21 protein-coding genes are annotated in these 16,993 nt (G+C 35.0%); 2 read left to right on the top strand and 19 right to left on the bottom strand.

Features of this window, described 5'->3' with window-relative positions; all coding sequences use genetic code 11:
* Positions 1 to 254: 254 nt before the first annotated feature.
* Positions 255 to 626, bottom strand: coding sequence for a hypothetical protein (locus TRESU_RS13320; RefSeq protein WP_013702717.1), 372 nt, complete (start codon positions 624 to 626; stop codon positions 255 to 257).
* Positions 623 to 958, bottom strand: coding sequence for a hypothetical protein (locus TRESU_RS13315; protein WP_148228347.1), 336 nt, complete (start codon positions 956 to 958; stop codon positions 623 to 625). Before TRESU_RS13315 ends, TRESU_RS13320 begins: the two co-directional genes overlap by 4 nt.
* 471 nt (positions 959 to 1,429) lie before the next feature.
* On the opposite strand from TRESU_RS13315, the gene TRESU_RS15700 reads away from it, so the two are divergent.
* Positions 1,430 to 1,720: a transposase gene (locus TRESU_RS15700; RefSeq protein ID WP_013702691.1), complete on the top strand. Its 291-nt coding sequence runs from the start codon at positions 1,430 to 1,432 to the stop codon at positions 1,718 to 1,720.
* 26 nt (positions 1,721 to 1,746) lie between these two features.
* Positions 1,747 to 2,628, top strand: a complete 882-nt coding sequence (locus TRESU_RS13305) for an IS3 family transposase (protein ID WP_013702715.1) — start codon at positions 1,747 to 1,749, stop codon at positions 2,626 to 2,628.
* A gap of 39 nt (positions 2,629 to 2,667) precedes the next feature.
* On the opposite strand, the gene TRESU_RS13300 is transcribed toward TRESU_RS13305, so the two are convergent.
* The 17 genes from TRESU_RS13300 to TRESU_RS13220 all read right to left on the bottom strand — a co-directional run bounded on the left by TRESU_RS13300 (position 2,668) and on the right by TRESU_RS13220 (position 16,976).
* Complete coding sequence (locus TRESU_RS13300; protein ID WP_013702714.1) at positions 2,668 to 3,027, bottom strand: hypothetical protein; 360 nt, start codon at positions 3,025 to 3,027, stop codon at positions 2,668 to 2,670.
* Positions 3,020 to 3,256: a hypothetical protein gene (locus TRESU_RS13295; protein WP_169309780.1), complete on the bottom strand. Its 237-nt coding sequence runs from the start codon at positions 3,254 to 3,256 to the stop codon at positions 3,020 to 3,022. Before TRESU_RS13295 ends, TRESU_RS13300 begins: the two co-directional genes overlap by 8 nt.
* 30 nt (positions 3,257 to 3,286) lie before the next feature.
* Positions 3,287 to 3,784 (bottom strand): hypothetical protein, encoded by a 498-nt coding sequence (locus TRESU_RS13290; protein WP_013702712.1) that lies wholly within the window; start codon positions 3,782 to 3,784, stop codon positions 3,287 to 3,289.
* The gene (locus TRESU_RS13285; protein WP_013702711.1) at positions 3,781 to 4,635 is read right to left on the bottom strand and encodes a DUF3289 family protein; all 855 of its coding nucleotides are present in this window, start codon (positions 4,633 to 4,635) and stop codon (positions 3,781 to 3,783) included. The genes TRESU_RS13290 and TRESU_RS13285 overlap by 4 nt, the downstream gene beginning before the upstream one ends.
* A gap of 56 nt (positions 4,636 to 4,691) precedes the next feature.
* The gene (locus TRESU_RS13280; protein WP_013702710.1) at positions 4,692 to 5,606 is read right to left on the bottom strand and encodes a hypothetical protein; all 915 of its coding nucleotides are present in this window, start codon (positions 5,604 to 5,606) and stop codon (positions 4,692 to 4,694) included.
* Between the two features lie 20 nt (positions 5,607 to 5,626).
* Positions 5,627 to 6,835: a hypothetical protein gene (locus TRESU_RS13275; protein WP_013702709.1), complete on the bottom strand. Its 1,209-nt coding sequence runs from the start codon at positions 6,833 to 6,835 to the stop codon at positions 5,627 to 5,629.
* A gap of 2 nt (positions 6,836 to 6,837) precedes the next feature.
* Complete coding sequence (locus TRESU_RS13270) at positions 6,838 to 7,593, bottom strand: prealbumin-like fold domain-containing protein (protein ID WP_013702708.1); 756 nt, start codon at positions 7,591 to 7,593, stop codon at positions 6,838 to 6,840.
* Between the two features lie 64 nt (positions 7,594 to 7,657).
* Positions 7,658 to 8,215 (bottom strand): hypothetical protein, encoded by a 558-nt coding sequence (locus TRESU_RS13265; RefSeq protein ID WP_041612503.1) that lies wholly within the window; start codon positions 8,213 to 8,215, stop codon positions 7,658 to 7,660.
* A gap of 246 nt (positions 8,216 to 8,461) precedes the next feature.
* A complete protein-coding gene (locus TRESU_RS13260; protein WP_013702706.1) occupies positions 8,462 to 8,839 on the bottom strand; it encodes a hypothetical protein in 378 nt (125 codons plus the stop codon).
* Positions 8,840 to 8,897: 58 nt separating this feature from the next.
* Entirely contained in the window at positions 8,898 to 9,539 is a 642-nt protein-coding gene (locus tag TRESU_RS13255) for a DUF4347 domain-containing protein (protein WP_013702705.1), read from the bottom strand.
* Position 9,540: 1 nt separating this feature from the next.
* Positions 9,541 to 11,277: a phage late control D family protein gene (locus tag TRESU_RS13250; RefSeq protein ID WP_013702704.1), complete on the bottom strand. Its 1,737-nt coding sequence runs from the start codon at positions 11,275 to 11,277 to the stop codon at positions 9,541 to 9,543.
* Between the two features lie 23 nt (positions 11,278 to 11,300).
* Complete coding sequence (locus TRESU_RS13245) at positions 11,301 to 11,921, bottom strand: CIS tube protein (protein ID WP_013702703.1); 621 nt, start codon at positions 11,919 to 11,921, stop codon at positions 11,301 to 11,303.
* Between the two features lie 23 nt (positions 11,922 to 11,944).
* Complete coding sequence (locus tag TRESU_RS13240; protein ID WP_013702702.1) at positions 11,945 to 12,385, bottom strand: phage tail protein; 441 nt, start codon at positions 12,383 to 12,385, stop codon at positions 11,945 to 11,947.
* 24 nt (positions 12,386 to 12,409) lie between these two features.
* Positions 12,410 to 13,894 carry a phage tail sheath family protein gene (locus tag TRESU_RS13235; RefSeq protein WP_013702701.1) on the bottom strand — a complete coding sequence of 495 codons (1,485 nt, stop codon included), beginning with the start codon at positions 13,892 to 13,894 and terminating at the stop codon, positions 12,410 to 12,412.
* Positions 13,895 to 13,903: 9 nt separating this feature from the next.
* Positions 13,904 to 15,061, bottom strand: coding sequence for a vWA domain-containing protein (locus tag TRESU_RS13230; protein ID WP_013702700.1), 1,158 nt, complete (start codon positions 15,059 to 15,061; stop codon positions 13,904 to 13,906).
* A gap of 10 nt (positions 15,062 to 15,071) precedes the next feature.
* Positions 15,072 to 15,440, bottom strand: coding sequence for an FHA domain-containing protein (locus TRESU_RS13225; protein WP_013702699.1), 369 nt, complete (start codon positions 15,438 to 15,440; stop codon positions 15,072 to 15,074).
* A gap of 15 nt (positions 15,441 to 15,455) precedes the next feature.
* Entirely contained in the window at positions 15,456 to 16,976 is a 1,521-nt protein-coding gene (locus tag TRESU_RS13220; RefSeq protein WP_013702698.1) for a hypothetical protein, read from the bottom strand.
* Between the last annotated feature and the right edge of the window lie 17 nt (positions 16,977 to 16,993).

Here is a 16,993-nt window from a genome sequence, read left to right as displayed (position 1 = left end):
GTTTTGATTATAGCATATTTATTGGTTATAGTCTTTGTGTAAGAATATACAGATAAATGAACAAGTTTTTTACATTTCCTATCAATCAAGTTTTATCATTATATTTTGTATCGACTCATCTTTTGCAAGATAGAAAAGTGTTAAATTATTATTCTTGAAAAAAGATTTATCATCAACAATAAAAAATTTACAAGCACTTACATATGCATTTATTGGTAATGACACAATTCTTTTGTTATCGGAAAAAAAATCTTCTATATAATTTCTATATCTGCACATAAAACTTTATAATTTTCTAAATCAACAATTGCTGTTGCAAAGTCTTTCCGTTTTGAAATTTTTTTTAATTTTTTTGAAAAAAAGTACGAACGAACATCGGGAGCAAAAGGGCTTCCAAAATCGAGTCTTAAAATATCATCTGAAATCCAATAGGAATTATAACCTGTCGGACTTATTTCGTGTAATTCTAATCGTTCATTGCTATAACTATAAACAATTTCAAATTCACCTTTTGAAAGTTCTTCTACAGATAAAGATGTTTTATTGTCATTATAAAGTTCATTTGCAAAGACCTTAGAAATCAGTAAAAGTAAAAAAACTGCTATTTTCTTTTTGTTTATGGTCATCTTTGATTATTATGCTCCTTTACCCATTTATCTGTCAATTTCCAAAAATCACAAGTTCCAAATGAAATTGTTTTTTCATAAGAATCTTCCTTCTCAATTCCATGACTCCAGAACATAGCATCTTTTGAAATATTCTCATCACTTAGTAATCCGTGTATAACACCAGCAATCGAATATCTCATTGCAATATCTTTCTTTATTTCACCAGTTTTTTGCTGGTATTTTATGATGGATATGCCTTGTTTGAATCTATTTGTTTTTTTCTTAAGAGCATCAAAACCACTTAGCCTGTGATACAAAATTTGAGAAATAGATAAATTCTTTTCATTCATTCTATGCTTTACAAGTTCGCCCATGGAACATAGAAATCACATCGTTCCAGTTCCGTGGTGAATGGATGGATTTAGCTAAGCAAGGCTAGAATTGACGGATACGATACATCATGTATTTCCGTGATTCGGAACGGAGAAAGCGAGATACATCGTGTACATCGCCGGATTTCCTCGAAGTCAGGCAGGTACACGATGTATCACGAAGGATTTATGGCAGGGCTGGAAAGAATATTTTGTATCTTGTAAAAATTCTATAAAGCAGTAGATCTTTGAGGTATCAATCGCTGATTTTTATACCATCATCGTTAACATAAAAAGCAAATATGCAATATTCAGAATTCATTTCTAAATCTGGGAAATAACCACTATTATTCCAAAACCAAGGAATCGTAGGTGTATAATAAGCCTCAGATTTAGACACGGAGGAGAAAAAACAACGAATTTGTGCTAAGGTCAAGGTAGGACAAATTCATGGGAAGAAAAAGAAAGGATTTTTCAGACAAGTTCAAACTCGAAGTCGCAAAAGAGGCTCTTAAAAAGAGAGCTAAAGAGGCGGAGGTCGCTGCAAAGTACAGCATTGCACCAAGCACACTGTCTGAATGGATGGAGCAGTTTCTGGAAGGAAAACTTGAGACAGACGAACAGAAAGCCCTCCGTGAAGAGAATGAAAGGCTACGGGCAAAGCAGGATGAAATGCTCGCCTCATTAGGAAAGAAACAGCTCGAGGTTGACTTGCTAAAAAAAAAGCTTCATCTGGACTAGCATCATGGCAGCTTGTTCAAAAAGATATGCATGACAAAAATGGAGTCGGGCTGTCTGTACTTGAACAGTGCCGGATACTGAAACTTCCACGGGCAACTTACTATGAGCGCCGCAGATTTGAAGCAGAACGACAGAAAAAGAAGGCTGGGGAAAACAAAACAAGGCTCAATCGTGCAAAAATTGTAATCAATGAGTGGTCAACTCACAGTACCTATGGTTACAAAAAGATGTCAAAGCATCTGAAAAGACTCGGGTACGACTGGGCTGGAGAAAAGTTTATCCGCAACCTGTACAAGGAACTTGGAATCAAAGGCCAGAAGCCTGTCTTCAAGACCACAAGAAGCGGAAAAGCGCCATACGGAAAGTTCCCGTACCTCTTGCGGAACAAGTTCATCGCGTTCCCGAACCAGGTAATGGCGACAGACATCACTTACATCAAGACTCCATGGGGCATGATGTATTTTACGGCCGTGATTGATTTGTACAGCCGGAAGATTCTGAGCTGGCGGCTCTCGGACAGCATGAGGACAGATTTCTGCCTGGAATGCGTGAGGGAAGCCTTTGAGAAATACGGGGTTCCGGCAGTATTCAACACGGACTGCGGTTCCCAGTATACCAGCGGAGAGTTCATCGGGCTTCTGAAATCCTACAATGTTGAAATCAGCATGGACGGAATCGGAAGATGCAAGGACAACATCTTTGTAGAGCGAACCTGGCGTACTTTGAAATATGAATGGATTTTTCTCCGGGATTACAGATCCGAAGAAGAACTCCGAAAACTGCTTGGAGAATTCGTGAGGTTCTTCAACAATGAAAGAATTCATCAGGGCTTGGATTACAAGACTCCTGACGAAGTATACAGGGAAGGAAGTTTTCCTTCGGCAATCATCAACAAGATGGCTGCATAAAATTCGTTATTTTTCAGACAAAATGTCTGGACAAAGGGCTTAGCTTAGTGACTCTTGATAAAAATAAAATACAATCTCATTGTAATTTTTATTACTTTCATAATAAGCTTTACAATAGTCAAATAATTGATTTTTTAAATTTTCTTTTGAAAGATGATTCTTTTTTATAATATAATGCTTCCAACAAGTATTACTATTTTTATAGATAATATCTTGATGTAAATACCTTATGTTTATTTTGTTTAAATATATTATATCTCCTTGAGGCACAATTTTACTTCCCCTGTAAGTAATATCAGGTCTTGCCAAAATAATCCACAGTCTTATAATACCAAAAAACAATGTAAGGATAATGCTAAAAATAATAAACAAAATTGGCTTTATTTTTTTATTATTCAATTTTAAGCTCCAATTTTTTTTCATAAGTTGCATGATTTACAAACGCTTTACAACCTGTATTGCATTCACTTAAATGTTGCAAAATATACCATCCTTGAAATCCCGTCCTAAGAGGAGTATTATCAAAAGAGATAAGATCTCCTGAATCCAATCCAAAGTGATCGTAAAAATCAAAAACAAGTTCACAAGAAAAGACTCCTTTTTTGTTTTTAGTAAGATTTTTATTCATTATCAAATTAGGAATCATATATATTGTTTTTTATTGTTTGTACTCAATATGCTTTATTATTTGTCCATATTTAAGTAATGAATTTGAACGAGTACAAACATAGTAATAGCATATTTGATTCGTATTAAAACTGTAAATAAACCTTCCAATCCAATCTGAAGGATTTCCTTCCCCCAAGTGATAAGGAGGAATATATTCATTTTTAATTTCCCAGGGAATTTCCTTTGATACTCTGAAAAAATCTATTTCTATTGTTTTGTCATTACTACCTAAATTGTGATTATCTAGTTTTTCTTCCGATTCTTGAATAAAATCTTTACAAAGAATTTTTTCTGTATAATTATAAAGATATTTTTCAAGGTCATATAAATTCTTTGAAGAGTTATTAACTAAATACCCCTTCACTCTTGTATTTTTTGCATAAATATAATCATAAAAATCCAATTCTTTAATTTGCATTTGTTTTTTCTTGCAACTAGTTAATAATATTAAAATTAAAAACAATATAAATATATAAATTCTTTTCATAATTTTATTTCTAAGTCCTCATAAAAAATTGCATGTGTTATAAAAGGTTTGAATTTACCTTTATAATTTACAGAATGTTGTAAATAATACCATGCCCTAAATCCAGCAAGATCTTTAAATTTTATTTTAATTTTAGAACAATTTAAATCGTCACTATTTAGTCCATAATGATCAAAAATATCAAATTCTAACTTACATTTTAAAACATTATTTTCTATTTTGGTATTTGTAATTTTAATATTATTTCCATGAGTTACATGAATCGCAATCATTAGTCCTGTAAAGGGATTTTCAAATTTAGGAAATGTTGCATTCATCTGAAATTCATTATTTATTGAATTATCTTTTATTAATTCGTAAATGTCTCCATTATACTTTTTTAGATACTTTTTTATTGTAGTAACTGCAAAATTTACATAATTTTTAGTAGACTTATTTTTCCTTACTTCATTAGTTAAAATTGGTGAAGTAAACTCCCCCCCCCCATTTCCAGTAATAAAATGATTCACTAAATCATCATTTGCTTTTCTCATTTCAAAGTTAAATATAGAACAAGTTTGTAGCAAATCTCTCATCGAACATATATGTAGTAATTCGCCAATTTTACAATTCATAAAACCAGATGGATTTGCTAAATACAATTCTCTTGTTAGAATTTTATTATACTCATCAATTGTGTATTTGAAGGCTTTCCCTAGTTTTAGTATTTCTGAATCTGTTTTATCATTTTGGGGCAACTCTATTGTATCTACTGCTAATGCATTAAAATTATAGAAAAAATTACCAACTATCAAAATTATAAACAGCAATACAGCAAGAATACTTGAATATAATATGATTCTTTTTTTCATAATTCGCCTTTTATATCATCTTCATAAATCCATTTTGTTATAAATGGTTTATAATATCAATTGAAATAATTATTGATATAAGATTCATATGTCTTTTGATTATATGGTAACCCCAGCCCTTTATAACAAGTATAGCTTGTTTCTTTTGGAATAATATTGTAATACTTCTCATATGTAAGAAAATCTTCTGCAGATAAATAAAACTCTCCTTTAGGAATATATACAGAAATTTTCTTCCACCTTTTTTCTAATGGTATAGAAAGTTTGTAAAAATCAGCTTTGAAAAACTCGTTAAAATGAATCACAGAAAAACTGTATTTTATGTTCTTTTTAATACATTCTACATCAAGAGAATTTGCAGATATATTGGAATACTTTGGATAATTATCTTTTAACCAATCTGAAGAGTTTATTAGTGAACTTATCGCATTGTAGTCTTCATCAGTAAGTTTTTCAGGATTTTTATTTAACAATTTATGCTGATTCAAAACTTTATATTGCCCATTTTCTGAAAAATTCCGAATATCCTCACCGTATTCTTTATTTCCTTCGAATTCGTAGAATTGGGTGAAGAACAAAGATTTAACAAAAATAAAAGATTGTAAAATGATAAAACAGAATAATAAAACTTTTCTCTTATTTAATACTAATTGATTTGCCAAACTGAACTCTGAAAAAGAAATTGGAAAAATCAATATGCACAGATAAAATTTCCAACCTATTCTATAAGGACTATAATGACATCCAATTAATAAAAGACAAAAAAGAAGCCCCCCAAATTGAAGCAAAAATAAAAATAAAAACTGCTTTTCCCGTTTTATAAAAAAAGTTGCAAAAATAAAGAATAATGATAAAATGCCCAATCCAATGTTAATTGCATAAATATAAAGGCTATCAATCGGCAAGAAAAGGCTAATTAAAACGGTAACCAAAAGAAATGTATTAATACCTAAAAAAATTTTCTTTTTCATTGTATATCCTCGTGTAAATTCTATTTTCTTTTGTATTCAATCATTTCATCAGGTAAGTTTTTAGGTGTAGAATATGCTCTTACAGGATTAAATGCACCTTCTGGGTAAAAAATATCACCATCTACTTTATAATTATCAGTTTCCCATATTTCATGTAATTTTTTATAAATCGGATTTTCTTTATCTCGATCGGAAGCTTCTGCCCATTTTTCAACAATATTTCTATCATCAGGTTTTACTAAGGTATCTTCATAGGAAGTTCGTTTAAGATAAGAGTAAACTGTTGCGCCTGTCGCATTAGCTAATGCTTGTGCTACGCTTTTATCTACCATCAAGTCATCTTTAAAATTCCATTCCTCATCAATATCCGAATTTCCAATTCCTGTTCTACAAGCATAACTGTAAATTTCTGAATTTTTTGTAAACGCACTTTCTTTTAGTTTTGAAATACTATTATTATCGAAGCATTTTCCACTACCTCCACGAGGATGCTCATCTAACCAAAAATAGAATCCTTTAGGCATTCCATGACTATATATAGAAATATGTGATACTTTTACATATTTTCTTCGCTTGTTATATTCATTAAATTCTAAATCACCATAGTTTATATAATTAATCATCTTATCAATTATAGAAGATTGCATTCCGTCAAGTATTAAAATATTTAATACACTGTCACGCATTATATTTTTATCATAAAAGGCTTTTTCAATTGCATGCATCTGGGATTTTGTATACCCCTCTTTACAAATTAAAACTGTCCATTTTTTTGTATTATTCTTTCGAACTTCTCTTAACGCTTGATGTACGAACATCATTTTTGAACGATAATCAACATCAAAGCCAAAAATACCTTGAACGTATCCTTTTGCATTTCCACCCCTCCATACATTAGCTCCAATAATTACTAGATTTTCTTCTATTTCAGGATAAACATCAAAAAACTCTGGATTTTGGCTAAACAGGAGTTCATTGATTCCAATAATATATATAAGATCTTTTTTCGAAGATGGTGTAATTATATGTCTATTTTTTAAAATATGCTCATTTTCTATTATGGTTTTATTGTTTTCTTTTAACCACTTTATAAATATTAATTGAGCCGACGTACTTTTTTTTAGCCCATATTGTCGTAAAATCTTTGCAGTATAATTCCAAATACATGTTCTTTCCTTTATAAGTTCTTCTCTTAAACTTATTGTAATTTTTTTTGATTTATTTGCCATATTTAGTCCTCAAATACAATAAAGTATTCACCCATTTTTAAGTCTTTTACATCAACTATTCCATCGGAATCAGTTGTCCCATTTATTTCAGAACCATCTAGAAGATATATTGTAAAATTCATGTTAGCGAGAGGCTTTCCTGTTTTCTTATATTTAAACTGCTTTTTTATCCACCCCATGACATCTAACTGTCCAGACTCTTCGCTCTTCACACCATCGCACTCAACCGTGAACGCATATTCAGGCAAAGTGTAGCCTTTCTCTTCCATTTCTTTCTGGCTTTCGGTGTCGTCATTGTCCTCTGTATAAACGACTTTCCAATCACAGCGGATTTTTCCGTCCTGTACTTTGTCGGTGAGAGTCGCCAAATCATCGTCATTGCCGTCATCGTCCTTCTCTACGATTCTGATAGTCGCGGTCGCTCCTTCATCAATGTCCGTCACATCGGCACAAAGGTAGACCTCATCGCCGACAAGTGCTTTTGCGATTGTCTGACCGTCTGCAGCTTCCCAGCGCGGGTTTGAGATAGTTGGAGTTTTTTCAGCAGATGTGATTTCTGTGTCGTTCTGCGTTTCCGCCTGATTTCCGCTGCCTGATGAGGTTGCCTCTACGGTCTCTCCCTGTGCATTTGTACCCTGTCTGTCTATCCGCTCCCTGTCGATTGCGCTTATGCTTCTGTTGTTGCTTACTCCGCAGAAGTTCCTTTTAAGATGGCACGTTGTGAAGTATCCGTCCTGTGCGCTGAAGTCATGCTCCACTGACTGGACAAGATACTCGCCGTCGCCAGACGTGATTTACGTTTTTAATTTTGGTCTTTAATTATTACATATAAATAACTTGTATAATCTTATGCTCACTTTCAATGTTATTTCTTGTAATAAATATCTCATACTTTCCTTGTTCTAATGGAAAATTAATATAGTCAGAAATATTAAATGTTATGTTTCCTCCATAAACATACCCATCATTAAGTTCCCTATCAGAAAGAGATTTATATTGTTTTATTAACATATTCCGTTCGTTTTCTTCTGCTTCAAAATCTGGTGAAAGCGCTGTTATTTCTTGCATGGAATAGTCAATGAATTCCTTTTTTTCAACTGGATACTTAAGCCATTCTGTCTTTTTTTCATCAAGCTGTTGTTTTATATATAAAGTCAATTCATATTTTTTTTCACTGTATTTATATATTCGTTTTTCAGTTATGTAATAAGATATACAAATTGGTACAGGCATCTGTTGTACAATATTATTATTTACGTAAATTTTTGATGGTAAATTTATTGATATTTTGTTGACTTCAGATATTTTATTGCAGCATGCATTTTCATTTTCATCCCAAATATAATTATTCCAATTATTATGGAAGAGCATTAAACTCATTCGGTTCAAATTGTATTTTATTCATTAAATTTTCTCCACTAAAACAAAAAGTACAAAAAAATATTATAAATAACAATATTCTTTTTTTCACTTAATATACTCCTTCTGATAAGTCCGTTTTCTTTACATTTTTACCACAGTCTGTACAGAAATTTGACTTATTATTTGTTGCGCCAAACATTACGCATGCTGACGAGGCTATGCTTGTCTCTGATTCCATACTGTGAGTCTCTGACCGCTCCCTGTCTATCTCATTTGAGAATTCTCAAAGATGTAATTTAAAACATCCTTTTTATGTTTTTCATTCTTATAAATGTACTGAAAAACTCCAAATCCCGTATTCATATTAAATTTTTGAATGATATTTTCATAATCTTTTTCGCTCAAAGTGTTATTGCTCCAAATGCACCAGGCTAAATCGCCCTCAAATAAAGGACAGCCTAAAAACTCAATCTGAACATTTCTAGTTTTTCCAAATTTTGAAATTAAAAATTTATTTTTAGAATCCCTGCAAAAATACATGCAAGATAATGGCATGTATTGAGTTCCAGTTTGTTCGTAATTTCCAATATCATAGTTTCTTTCCCGAACTAAAATTTTCCAGAAGATTTCATCTCTAGCCATAAATATGAGAAAAAGAAAGATAATACTAAAAAGTAAAAAAGTTATATTTTTTTTTAATCTAGTCTTCATAAAATATTTTTACAGTTCCCCAGGTCACAAACCATACATCATCACCTTGTTTATGAATAAAATTAATATCAGGTTTGGATGTTGGACTAGAAGCCTGAATTGCGCCTCCTGTAAAACCAACAACTTTACATTTCTTAAAATAGTTAGCAAATTCTTCAGCTATACATTTTTTTCCAATAAACTTTCTAAACCTACTAGGATTCGAAGCCGTTTTACATCCCCAAAATGTTATGATTGCATCTTTCAAAAATGAATCTTTATTAAATTTTGATAAATCTGATGCATATAACAGCTCTCTTTTACCAATACCTTCTCCAGAGCCTATAACTAAATGCTCTGTACCTCCATGAGAGAAGATATCCAACTGCTTTATATTGCCTTTATTTATAATGCCAACTAAAGTTGTTATGCTGTCTATATTATAAATTTCTATATTAATGTTGGCTTTATATGAATCGAGTTCTTTCTCAAGTTTTTTTCTGAGAGTATTTGCCGCATCAATAAATCCAGTTCCAATATCCTCTGATGAACCTCCTCGAAAGCACGAAATAATAATATATCGCTGCACAGGAGTATCAATTTGAATTTCATCCTCAATTCCTAATTTTGGTTTTATTTTTATTTTGGTCATATTAAAACTCCAATTCTATATATTTATATTTTTTTCTGAGATTATACTTTATTAAATATCCTTCACCATCTGTAGTTCCTGTTTCTTTCGTACCGTCATCATAATAAATTTTATAAGGCATATTTTTTACAGGTCGTTTATTTTTCTTGTCTAAAATCCTCGTTCTTATCCACCCCATAACATCCAACTTTCCGCTTTCCTCGCTAACAATCCCATCACATTCAACAGTAAATGCATATTCAGGCAAGGTGTAGCCTTTTTCTTCCATTTCTTTCTGGCTTTCGGTGTCGTCAGTGTCCTCTGTGTATATGACTTTCCACTTGCGGCGGATTTTTCCTTCCTGTACAGACGTGCTCAGCTCCGCGACAAAATCATCGTTGCCATCGTCGTCTTTCTCAACAATATTTATTTTTGCTGTCGCTCCGTCTGCAATGTCCGTTACATCGGCGCAAAGAAAAACTTCATCGCCGACCAGGGCTTTTGTAAGTGTCTTGCCGTTTTCATCTTCCCAGTGCGGATTTGTGATTGAAGGGTTCTTTTCTTCTGCGTTGCTTTCTTCTGTGTCGTTCTGCGTTTCTTCATGGTTTCCGCCCGCAGAGGTTGATGCTGCGGTCTCTTCCTGTGCATTTGAGCCATGGCTGTCTATCCGTTCCCTGTCGATTGCGCTTATGCTTCTGTTGTTGCTTACTCCGCAGAAGTTCCTTTTAAGATGGCATCTCGTTATGAATCCGCCCTGCATGTCTAGCGTGTGCTCCACGCTCTCAATCAGGTACTCGCCGTCGCTCTGCTTCGCGATATATTTCACCGTGAGGCGGTTGCCCGGCTTTATGCGGTAGTTCCCCTGTGTCTTTATGTCGCAGCTCTGGAACTTGAACGAGCGGTTCTGGATGTACGCCTTTGCGACTGCCGCCGCGTCTTCCTCGTCGATAATTTCTTCGGTGGTAATCTGCTCGATTTTCTTCGGGTCGTAGCCCTTCGAGTTGTCCTCCCAAGAGTATTCGCCCCCGATTTTGAGCGGGATGTCCTTCATCGTGGCCGTCGCCGCAAAGCCCCTGCAGTCCATAATGCTCCAGCCCGTGCAGGTCGCAGCAGAAAGCTGCTTTGTCATGCTCGTCTTTGCCCTTGCGCTGATTATCGACTTTCCCCATTCGAGGATTACGTCGTCGTCGCTCGGCGTTATTTCAGTTTTTACATAAACAGTGCTGCCCTGACACCAGACCGCCTTCCCGTACTTGCAGGCGAGCTGAGTGATGTAGTCATAGTCAGTGATGTTCCTTTGCTCCGTGTAGTTGTGCTTCGGGCCGAATTCCTCGACCTCGGCTTTCAGATTATGATTTGTGATGATTTCTTTTATAATCTGGGCTGTTGTCTTGCTTTCAAATGCCTTTGCGCGTATGCCTTTGTCCAGCCTGTGCAGTTTTGTTTCTATTTGGACTTCCATCTGGGGTGCGCCGTACTCACCGAACCGCGGCACGAAGCCCGTTACCTCGCCTGAGAAAACTTCCTCGACATCGTCTTTGTAGCCCAGATGAACCGAGACCTCGCTTCCTTCGGAGAATACATCGTCATTGTCAAAGTCCAGCGCTGACATACCGAAGACAAGGCTCGCAGTTCCGATTGAGCTAAGCCTGTCAGAAACTCTGATTTTCTTCAATGCCCCCTCATACTTCCAGGGAAGCCTCGCTCCGTCCGCATAGACTATCCATATCGGGGTCAGCGTTTTGTTCTCTGATGACATCGTCGGCTACATCTCCTTTAATTCTAATAAAGGGGCGGAAGTTCTACTATTGTTCCCGGCATAACATTTTCAGGATCATCAATGTTATTAGCATCTGCAATGGCTCGCCATTTTCGGCTGTCATTATATTCCCGGGCACTGATAGAACTGAGAGTCTCACCTTCTCTTAATGCCATTCTTTTTGTATGATCGGCAGATTCACGCCTTGTATTTGATAATTGTGTCGCTGCTGTTGAATACTCTTTGAATACAACTTTAAGAATTGCCCGTAGAGGAAGCCCGCTATTATCAAAAAGTGTAAAACGCTGAACAAGGTCTTCCAATACACAATCAAAACTGAGACTTCCCCAGCTAAATCTTAAAAGCGGAGGTCTATGTTCCTGAGCATTCACAAGCATAAGCTCCTCAACTTTGGAAGTATAATTGCGAACATCGGTCTTATCTTCCGAAGTATCAAAAAAAAGCTCCATGCTCAGTCTTTTTCTTTCTCCCATTGTAAATTGCACCGGCGGAGCATCCATTCCAAAAACATTAACTTCACTCCAAGGAGTCTTTTTTTCCATAACATATTCTTTTGGATTAAACATTACCGCTATATCTTCGCCTTTATCCAAGTTACTAATAACCGCTTTTTCCAGTGCCATAATCTATACTCCCTTTTTTTTTATTAGTTACTATCCAGTGCCAGACCTTCATGAGTTATTTCAATTCTTTCAACAGCATATTCGCTACCCATATTTGTTTCCAGTCTTGGACCAATCCATCTGCATGGGAATGCCCTAAAGAAATTCCAACGCTTTACCTCATTATTTTCTATATCTTTTAAAATAATTGAACCATTTTTTCGTTCAATTTTCTGGTCATCAAGCAATGTTTCTTTATACCACTTAAAGAGGTCATCATTGTCTGTAATACCCTTTTCCAAAATAATATTCGGATATCTTGTGCGACCATAAAACTTGTGAGTCGTATTATTTAAGCCCCCTTCTTCAACCTCATAGACATAGGTTTCGGCTTCAAGACCTTCGCATTTCTGGAATCTTGCAGTTTCAATTCCATCAATTTCTACAGTGAATAAATATGAAGTAATTTTTCCATCGTCTGCCATAATAACATTCTCCTTTTTATTATGCTATTCTTGCAAGTATACGCTTGCTCCATCTTTTTCTGCTGTCAGTACAATCTTAAAGAATTCAACTGGATGGATAATTGCCAATCCTACTTCAAAAGTCAGTATTCCAGCGTCTATATTTTCAGGAGGATTTATTTCCTCATTGCATCTTACATAAAAGCCCTGCTCTGGAGTGCTTCCGGCAAAATAGCCGTCATGCCAAAGATTTAATAAAAAACCATAAACTTGCCTTACAAGCCTTTTTCGCAAATTTTTATCATTTGGCTCAAAGACAGCCCATCGAGTTCCTTCTTTTAGTGCCTTGCATACACGACTGAAAGTTCTCCTGACATTTATCTGTTCCCATTCTTTTTCACAAGATAATGTTTTCGCACCCCAAATTTTTACTCCTCTTCCGGGGAAATATTTTAAGAAATTGATTCTTGATGTATACAATATTTCTTGTTCCCCGATTGTCAGAGAATTTGATAAACCTACAGCTCCATCTATCAAACAATTGGCCGGAGCACAAAAAACACCTTTTTCGCCGTCAGTCGCAGCTATACACCCACAAATAGCACCGCTTGGAGGCACACGAATAGTTCCAATACCTGTTCTATCCAATGGATCCGTAATATCTATAAATGGATAATATGCCGCAGCAAATGAACTTGTCATTCTTTTTACCCAATTTGCCGCCCCTATGATGTCCAATTGCTCAGGAACATCAAGAATCGCAAATCGATTTGGGAAACGTTCTGCCTGTGCAATAAGAGCCATCTGCACAGACTGCATATCTTCCGGCTTTTTTAGCCAGCATATATCCGGTACAGCAATTAATGAAATATCATCAAAACTCTCAAAACAACCTATACCAGCATAATCATTAAGCCCATTATAATAGCCAATATAATTTCCTGCTTTCAAATCGGCAATCCCATCATTTCCTGACGAAAAGTTCCGCATAAATACAGGAGCTGGCACAGTGGCAAAGCCCTTTACTTTAACCTTACATAATGAAGAGCGAGCATTTATATATGTTACAATATAGCGTTCGTCATTTTTATCACATGAAAGATGAATAAAGTTTTCAGTTTTTGCCTGATATGTTAAAGAGACAGAAAAGTACTTCTCGTCTTCTTTCCAAATGCTTGCCGAAATATAATTCCCCCAATGTCCAGGAGAACTAGCCTCAAATTCTATCTTTCCACGATTCTGTTTTATCTTTAACTTCGCACAAGCCGCAGTTTTTTCATCCGCAATTCTAACGACAACACATTCTTTTCCACCACATCGGAAATAATTATAAATTGAACAAGGAAGAATACCGGCAGTATCAAAACCTCCGAAAACTTTTAGATATTCGTCAAAACTCCTAATTTTTACAGGAGTATTTATAGGACCACATTCGGTAATACCTGCAAAACCAGACAGACACCGATTGTCAATCTTTAGAGAATTTAAATTATATTGCTGCTCCTGAACATATATGCCAGGAACCACCATATTATTCAATTATTTCTTTCCCTTATTTTTCTTTGATTTCTTTCTTGCAAGCTCTGGCATATATTTGCAAAATGGGCAGCTTTCCCAATTATCTTTCATAATGCTTCTGCAATCAGGACATCTTCGCCTAGTAATTCCCATACTTTTCCTTTTTAGGCTTTTCTTAACAATCAAAAGAACAATTACACCGACAAAAAGAATAATAGCAAGAGCTAAAAATACTAACTGCAACCAGCGAGGAATCGGATGCTTTACCGCAATAAAAGTCTTAACGCCTCGACCCTTTGACTCAGTTTCCTCTACCTTAATCTCTAATAAATGAGCCTGATCATCACCTTTTACATTTTTTACCTTTAATTTGACTATATAACTTTGCTTAATACAGTCAACAACTTTTTTTAAATTATCAGGAATATCTTTGAATCGCGTACTATAATAGTATGTACCACCAGTTAACTGAGAAATCTCATCAAGATTGCTTAATGACTGGTTAGAAAGGACTTTCATTCCAACCGTATAAACAGGAAGTCCGCTGTTGCTTAAAGTCTCAATCAACTGGTCTTTTGAAAAACGACTGTTCTGGTCTCGACCATCAGAAAGAATAATGACAACTTTTCTCTTTCCTTTTTTCTGCTCAACCTTCCTAATAAGATTCATAATAGAATCATACAATCGCGGCTGACCTTCGGATAACTCTATTTTATTGATAACCGCAGAATCAAATGTCTTGTTCGTAACATCAAGGACAACTTCACCTGCATCCTCTCCAATAGTATAAATGGAAAGCGTATCTCGGTCTGACATCAACTCCACGAATTTCAGCAGGGCATTCTTTTGAAAATCAAAAGGCTCTCCTTCCATAATGCCGTTGTTTGAAATCATTATCGTATAGTCAACGCCCTCATCCGACATAGAAAAAGGAACTATCTTTGATTTTACTTTTATTTCAGCAGTATCAATTCTGAATGAAAAAAGCCCGGGAGCTAATCCAGAAATAAGCTCTCCCTTATTGTTTTTTATTACCGTATAAGCAGTCATTTCTGGGTAATCCTTGGAAATAATCTGCTCAATTTTAACATTTAAGTTTTGCTTTTCTTCTGCTTCAATAGCAAGAACACAAGAAAATATGAATATAAACAAAAAGACAAATCTGCGATACAACCTCATACAAGAACACCTATAACAATTTTATCTTAAAAACAGCTTCTCCAAATTGAATCAAATCACCGTCAATAAGTGACGAGCGAGTTGTCTCGACATCATTTACCTTCATACAATCGCCATTTCCCATATCAACAATATTACACAATCCGTCAATTATTGTAATATAGGCTTGTTGACGACTTAATCCCTGTCCAAGAACACGAAGCTCACAATCAGCCCCCGCTCCTAAAAAAGACTTTCCTTCATGAATTGTATAAAACTTATGAGCCTTGCCCTCTTTATCGAGAGTTAAAAGCCACCCCGCTAACGGAGCCAGACAAACAGGGCAATACTTCCAAGATGGATCCATTATATGCCCTTCCGAACAATATTTATATCCCATTCTTATTCCCCAATTTTATAATAACTGATAAACCCAGATTGTACCAGAATTGTCTCTCCCCTGGCCCCCAATGTCAAAAGAAAGTTCAGGAGTATATTTGTTAATCTCACCTTCATCAAAAATAACAAAAACATTACGCCATCTGTTTTGAGAATCCGTGCCGTCAATAACAAGAGTCTTTAAGCTTTTGTCCTCATATTTCACATCAACGCTATAATTTCCTTTCAGAATATCTGTCCGACGAACTAATAAGGTTTTTCGACCTTTTACAATATTTTTTAAATGGAATCTCATCTCGCCACCTATCCATCGTTTTACAGCATCATGGACAAGAACCCCATCAGGATAAGTGAACGCTTCATTTGATGTCGTAGGATGCTTACAATTAATAAAGCGAACTTCATGAGATTCAAGAGATTGCTCATTTGCCATATTAATTGAATCAACCAGAGTATATCTTTCGTTCTCGAAAAGAAGAACACGCGGCATTTTGTAACTGATAAATTTAATGTCATTTGTTGACACTTCTTTTTCAACAAGCGTTGCTTTTAGGCCATCAATAACCTTATTATGAGTATCCAGTATTTTATCAATCTCATCATAGGCTCCAGTATAAGACTTTATCAAATCTCCAAGAGCATACATTGCAACACGAGCTTCCTCATAAGCAGCTTTCGTGGTGTACAACCTACCTTCTGACTCATGTTCTCGTTCCCATTCATCAATATCAAATAAAACCTGATGATCCATATTAAAAATAGGAATTATCATATTGATAAGGTCATCAAAGTAGACACCCGTTGTTTGCAGAATCATCTTTGAAGTCATAGCTACTGACTGAAGATTTCTTAATGATGTTAATTGAATTACCTCATATCCTGCGTTGCCCAAAGATTCCGTATATTCAAAAAGATTAATCATGTGATTCAACAAATAAGATGATATACCTTTCCGAACACGATTTATCCACGGAACAAATCTAAAATCTATGGCATTCGGTCCTGGATTAGAAAATGCCTCATTGTTTTTTATTTCGTTTATACCAGTTCCATCAGGATCCTCAAGCCTGATACGAGCCAATTCAACATAGGAGTTATAGTCTATAACTTCGCTCAGGATTTCAACTTTTGAATTCTCTTCTTTATGTTGATACCCCTGCAATTCATAATTTTCTGGATTTTCATAAAAATCTTCCATTCGCTCATTATAACAAATTGTTACATAGACAGTACAAGGAAGTTTAAATTTTTTTGGATCAAGGACAAGAGCCTGTGGTTTATATAAAAAGATGGGACGGCCAAATCCGTCAAAAGCAAGCCCGCTTCCTACAAGCAGCGTAATAAGACCACCACGAGTTTTTTCAGCCTGAACATGTAATGATTGCTGATATTCTGGAACAATTCCATACCCATGAAATAAACTGTTATACAATGTTTCTTTATTAAAATGATAGTCCTCCATTTCATTCCAAAATGCAGGAGTTGCCTTTAATCCTGGGAAAAAATTAGCCCTTTTATAGCTTTGCAATGATTCCATGCTTATTAAACTATCAC

Origin of the sequence: Treponema succinifaciens DSM 2489, assembly GCF_000195275.1 — a bacterium.
In the GTDB taxonomy this organism is placed as follows: Bacteria; Spirochaetota; Spirochaetia; order Treponematales; family Treponemataceae; genus Treponema_D; species Treponema_D succinifaciens.
This window is presented reverse-complemented; position numbering and strand designations above follow the sequence as displayed.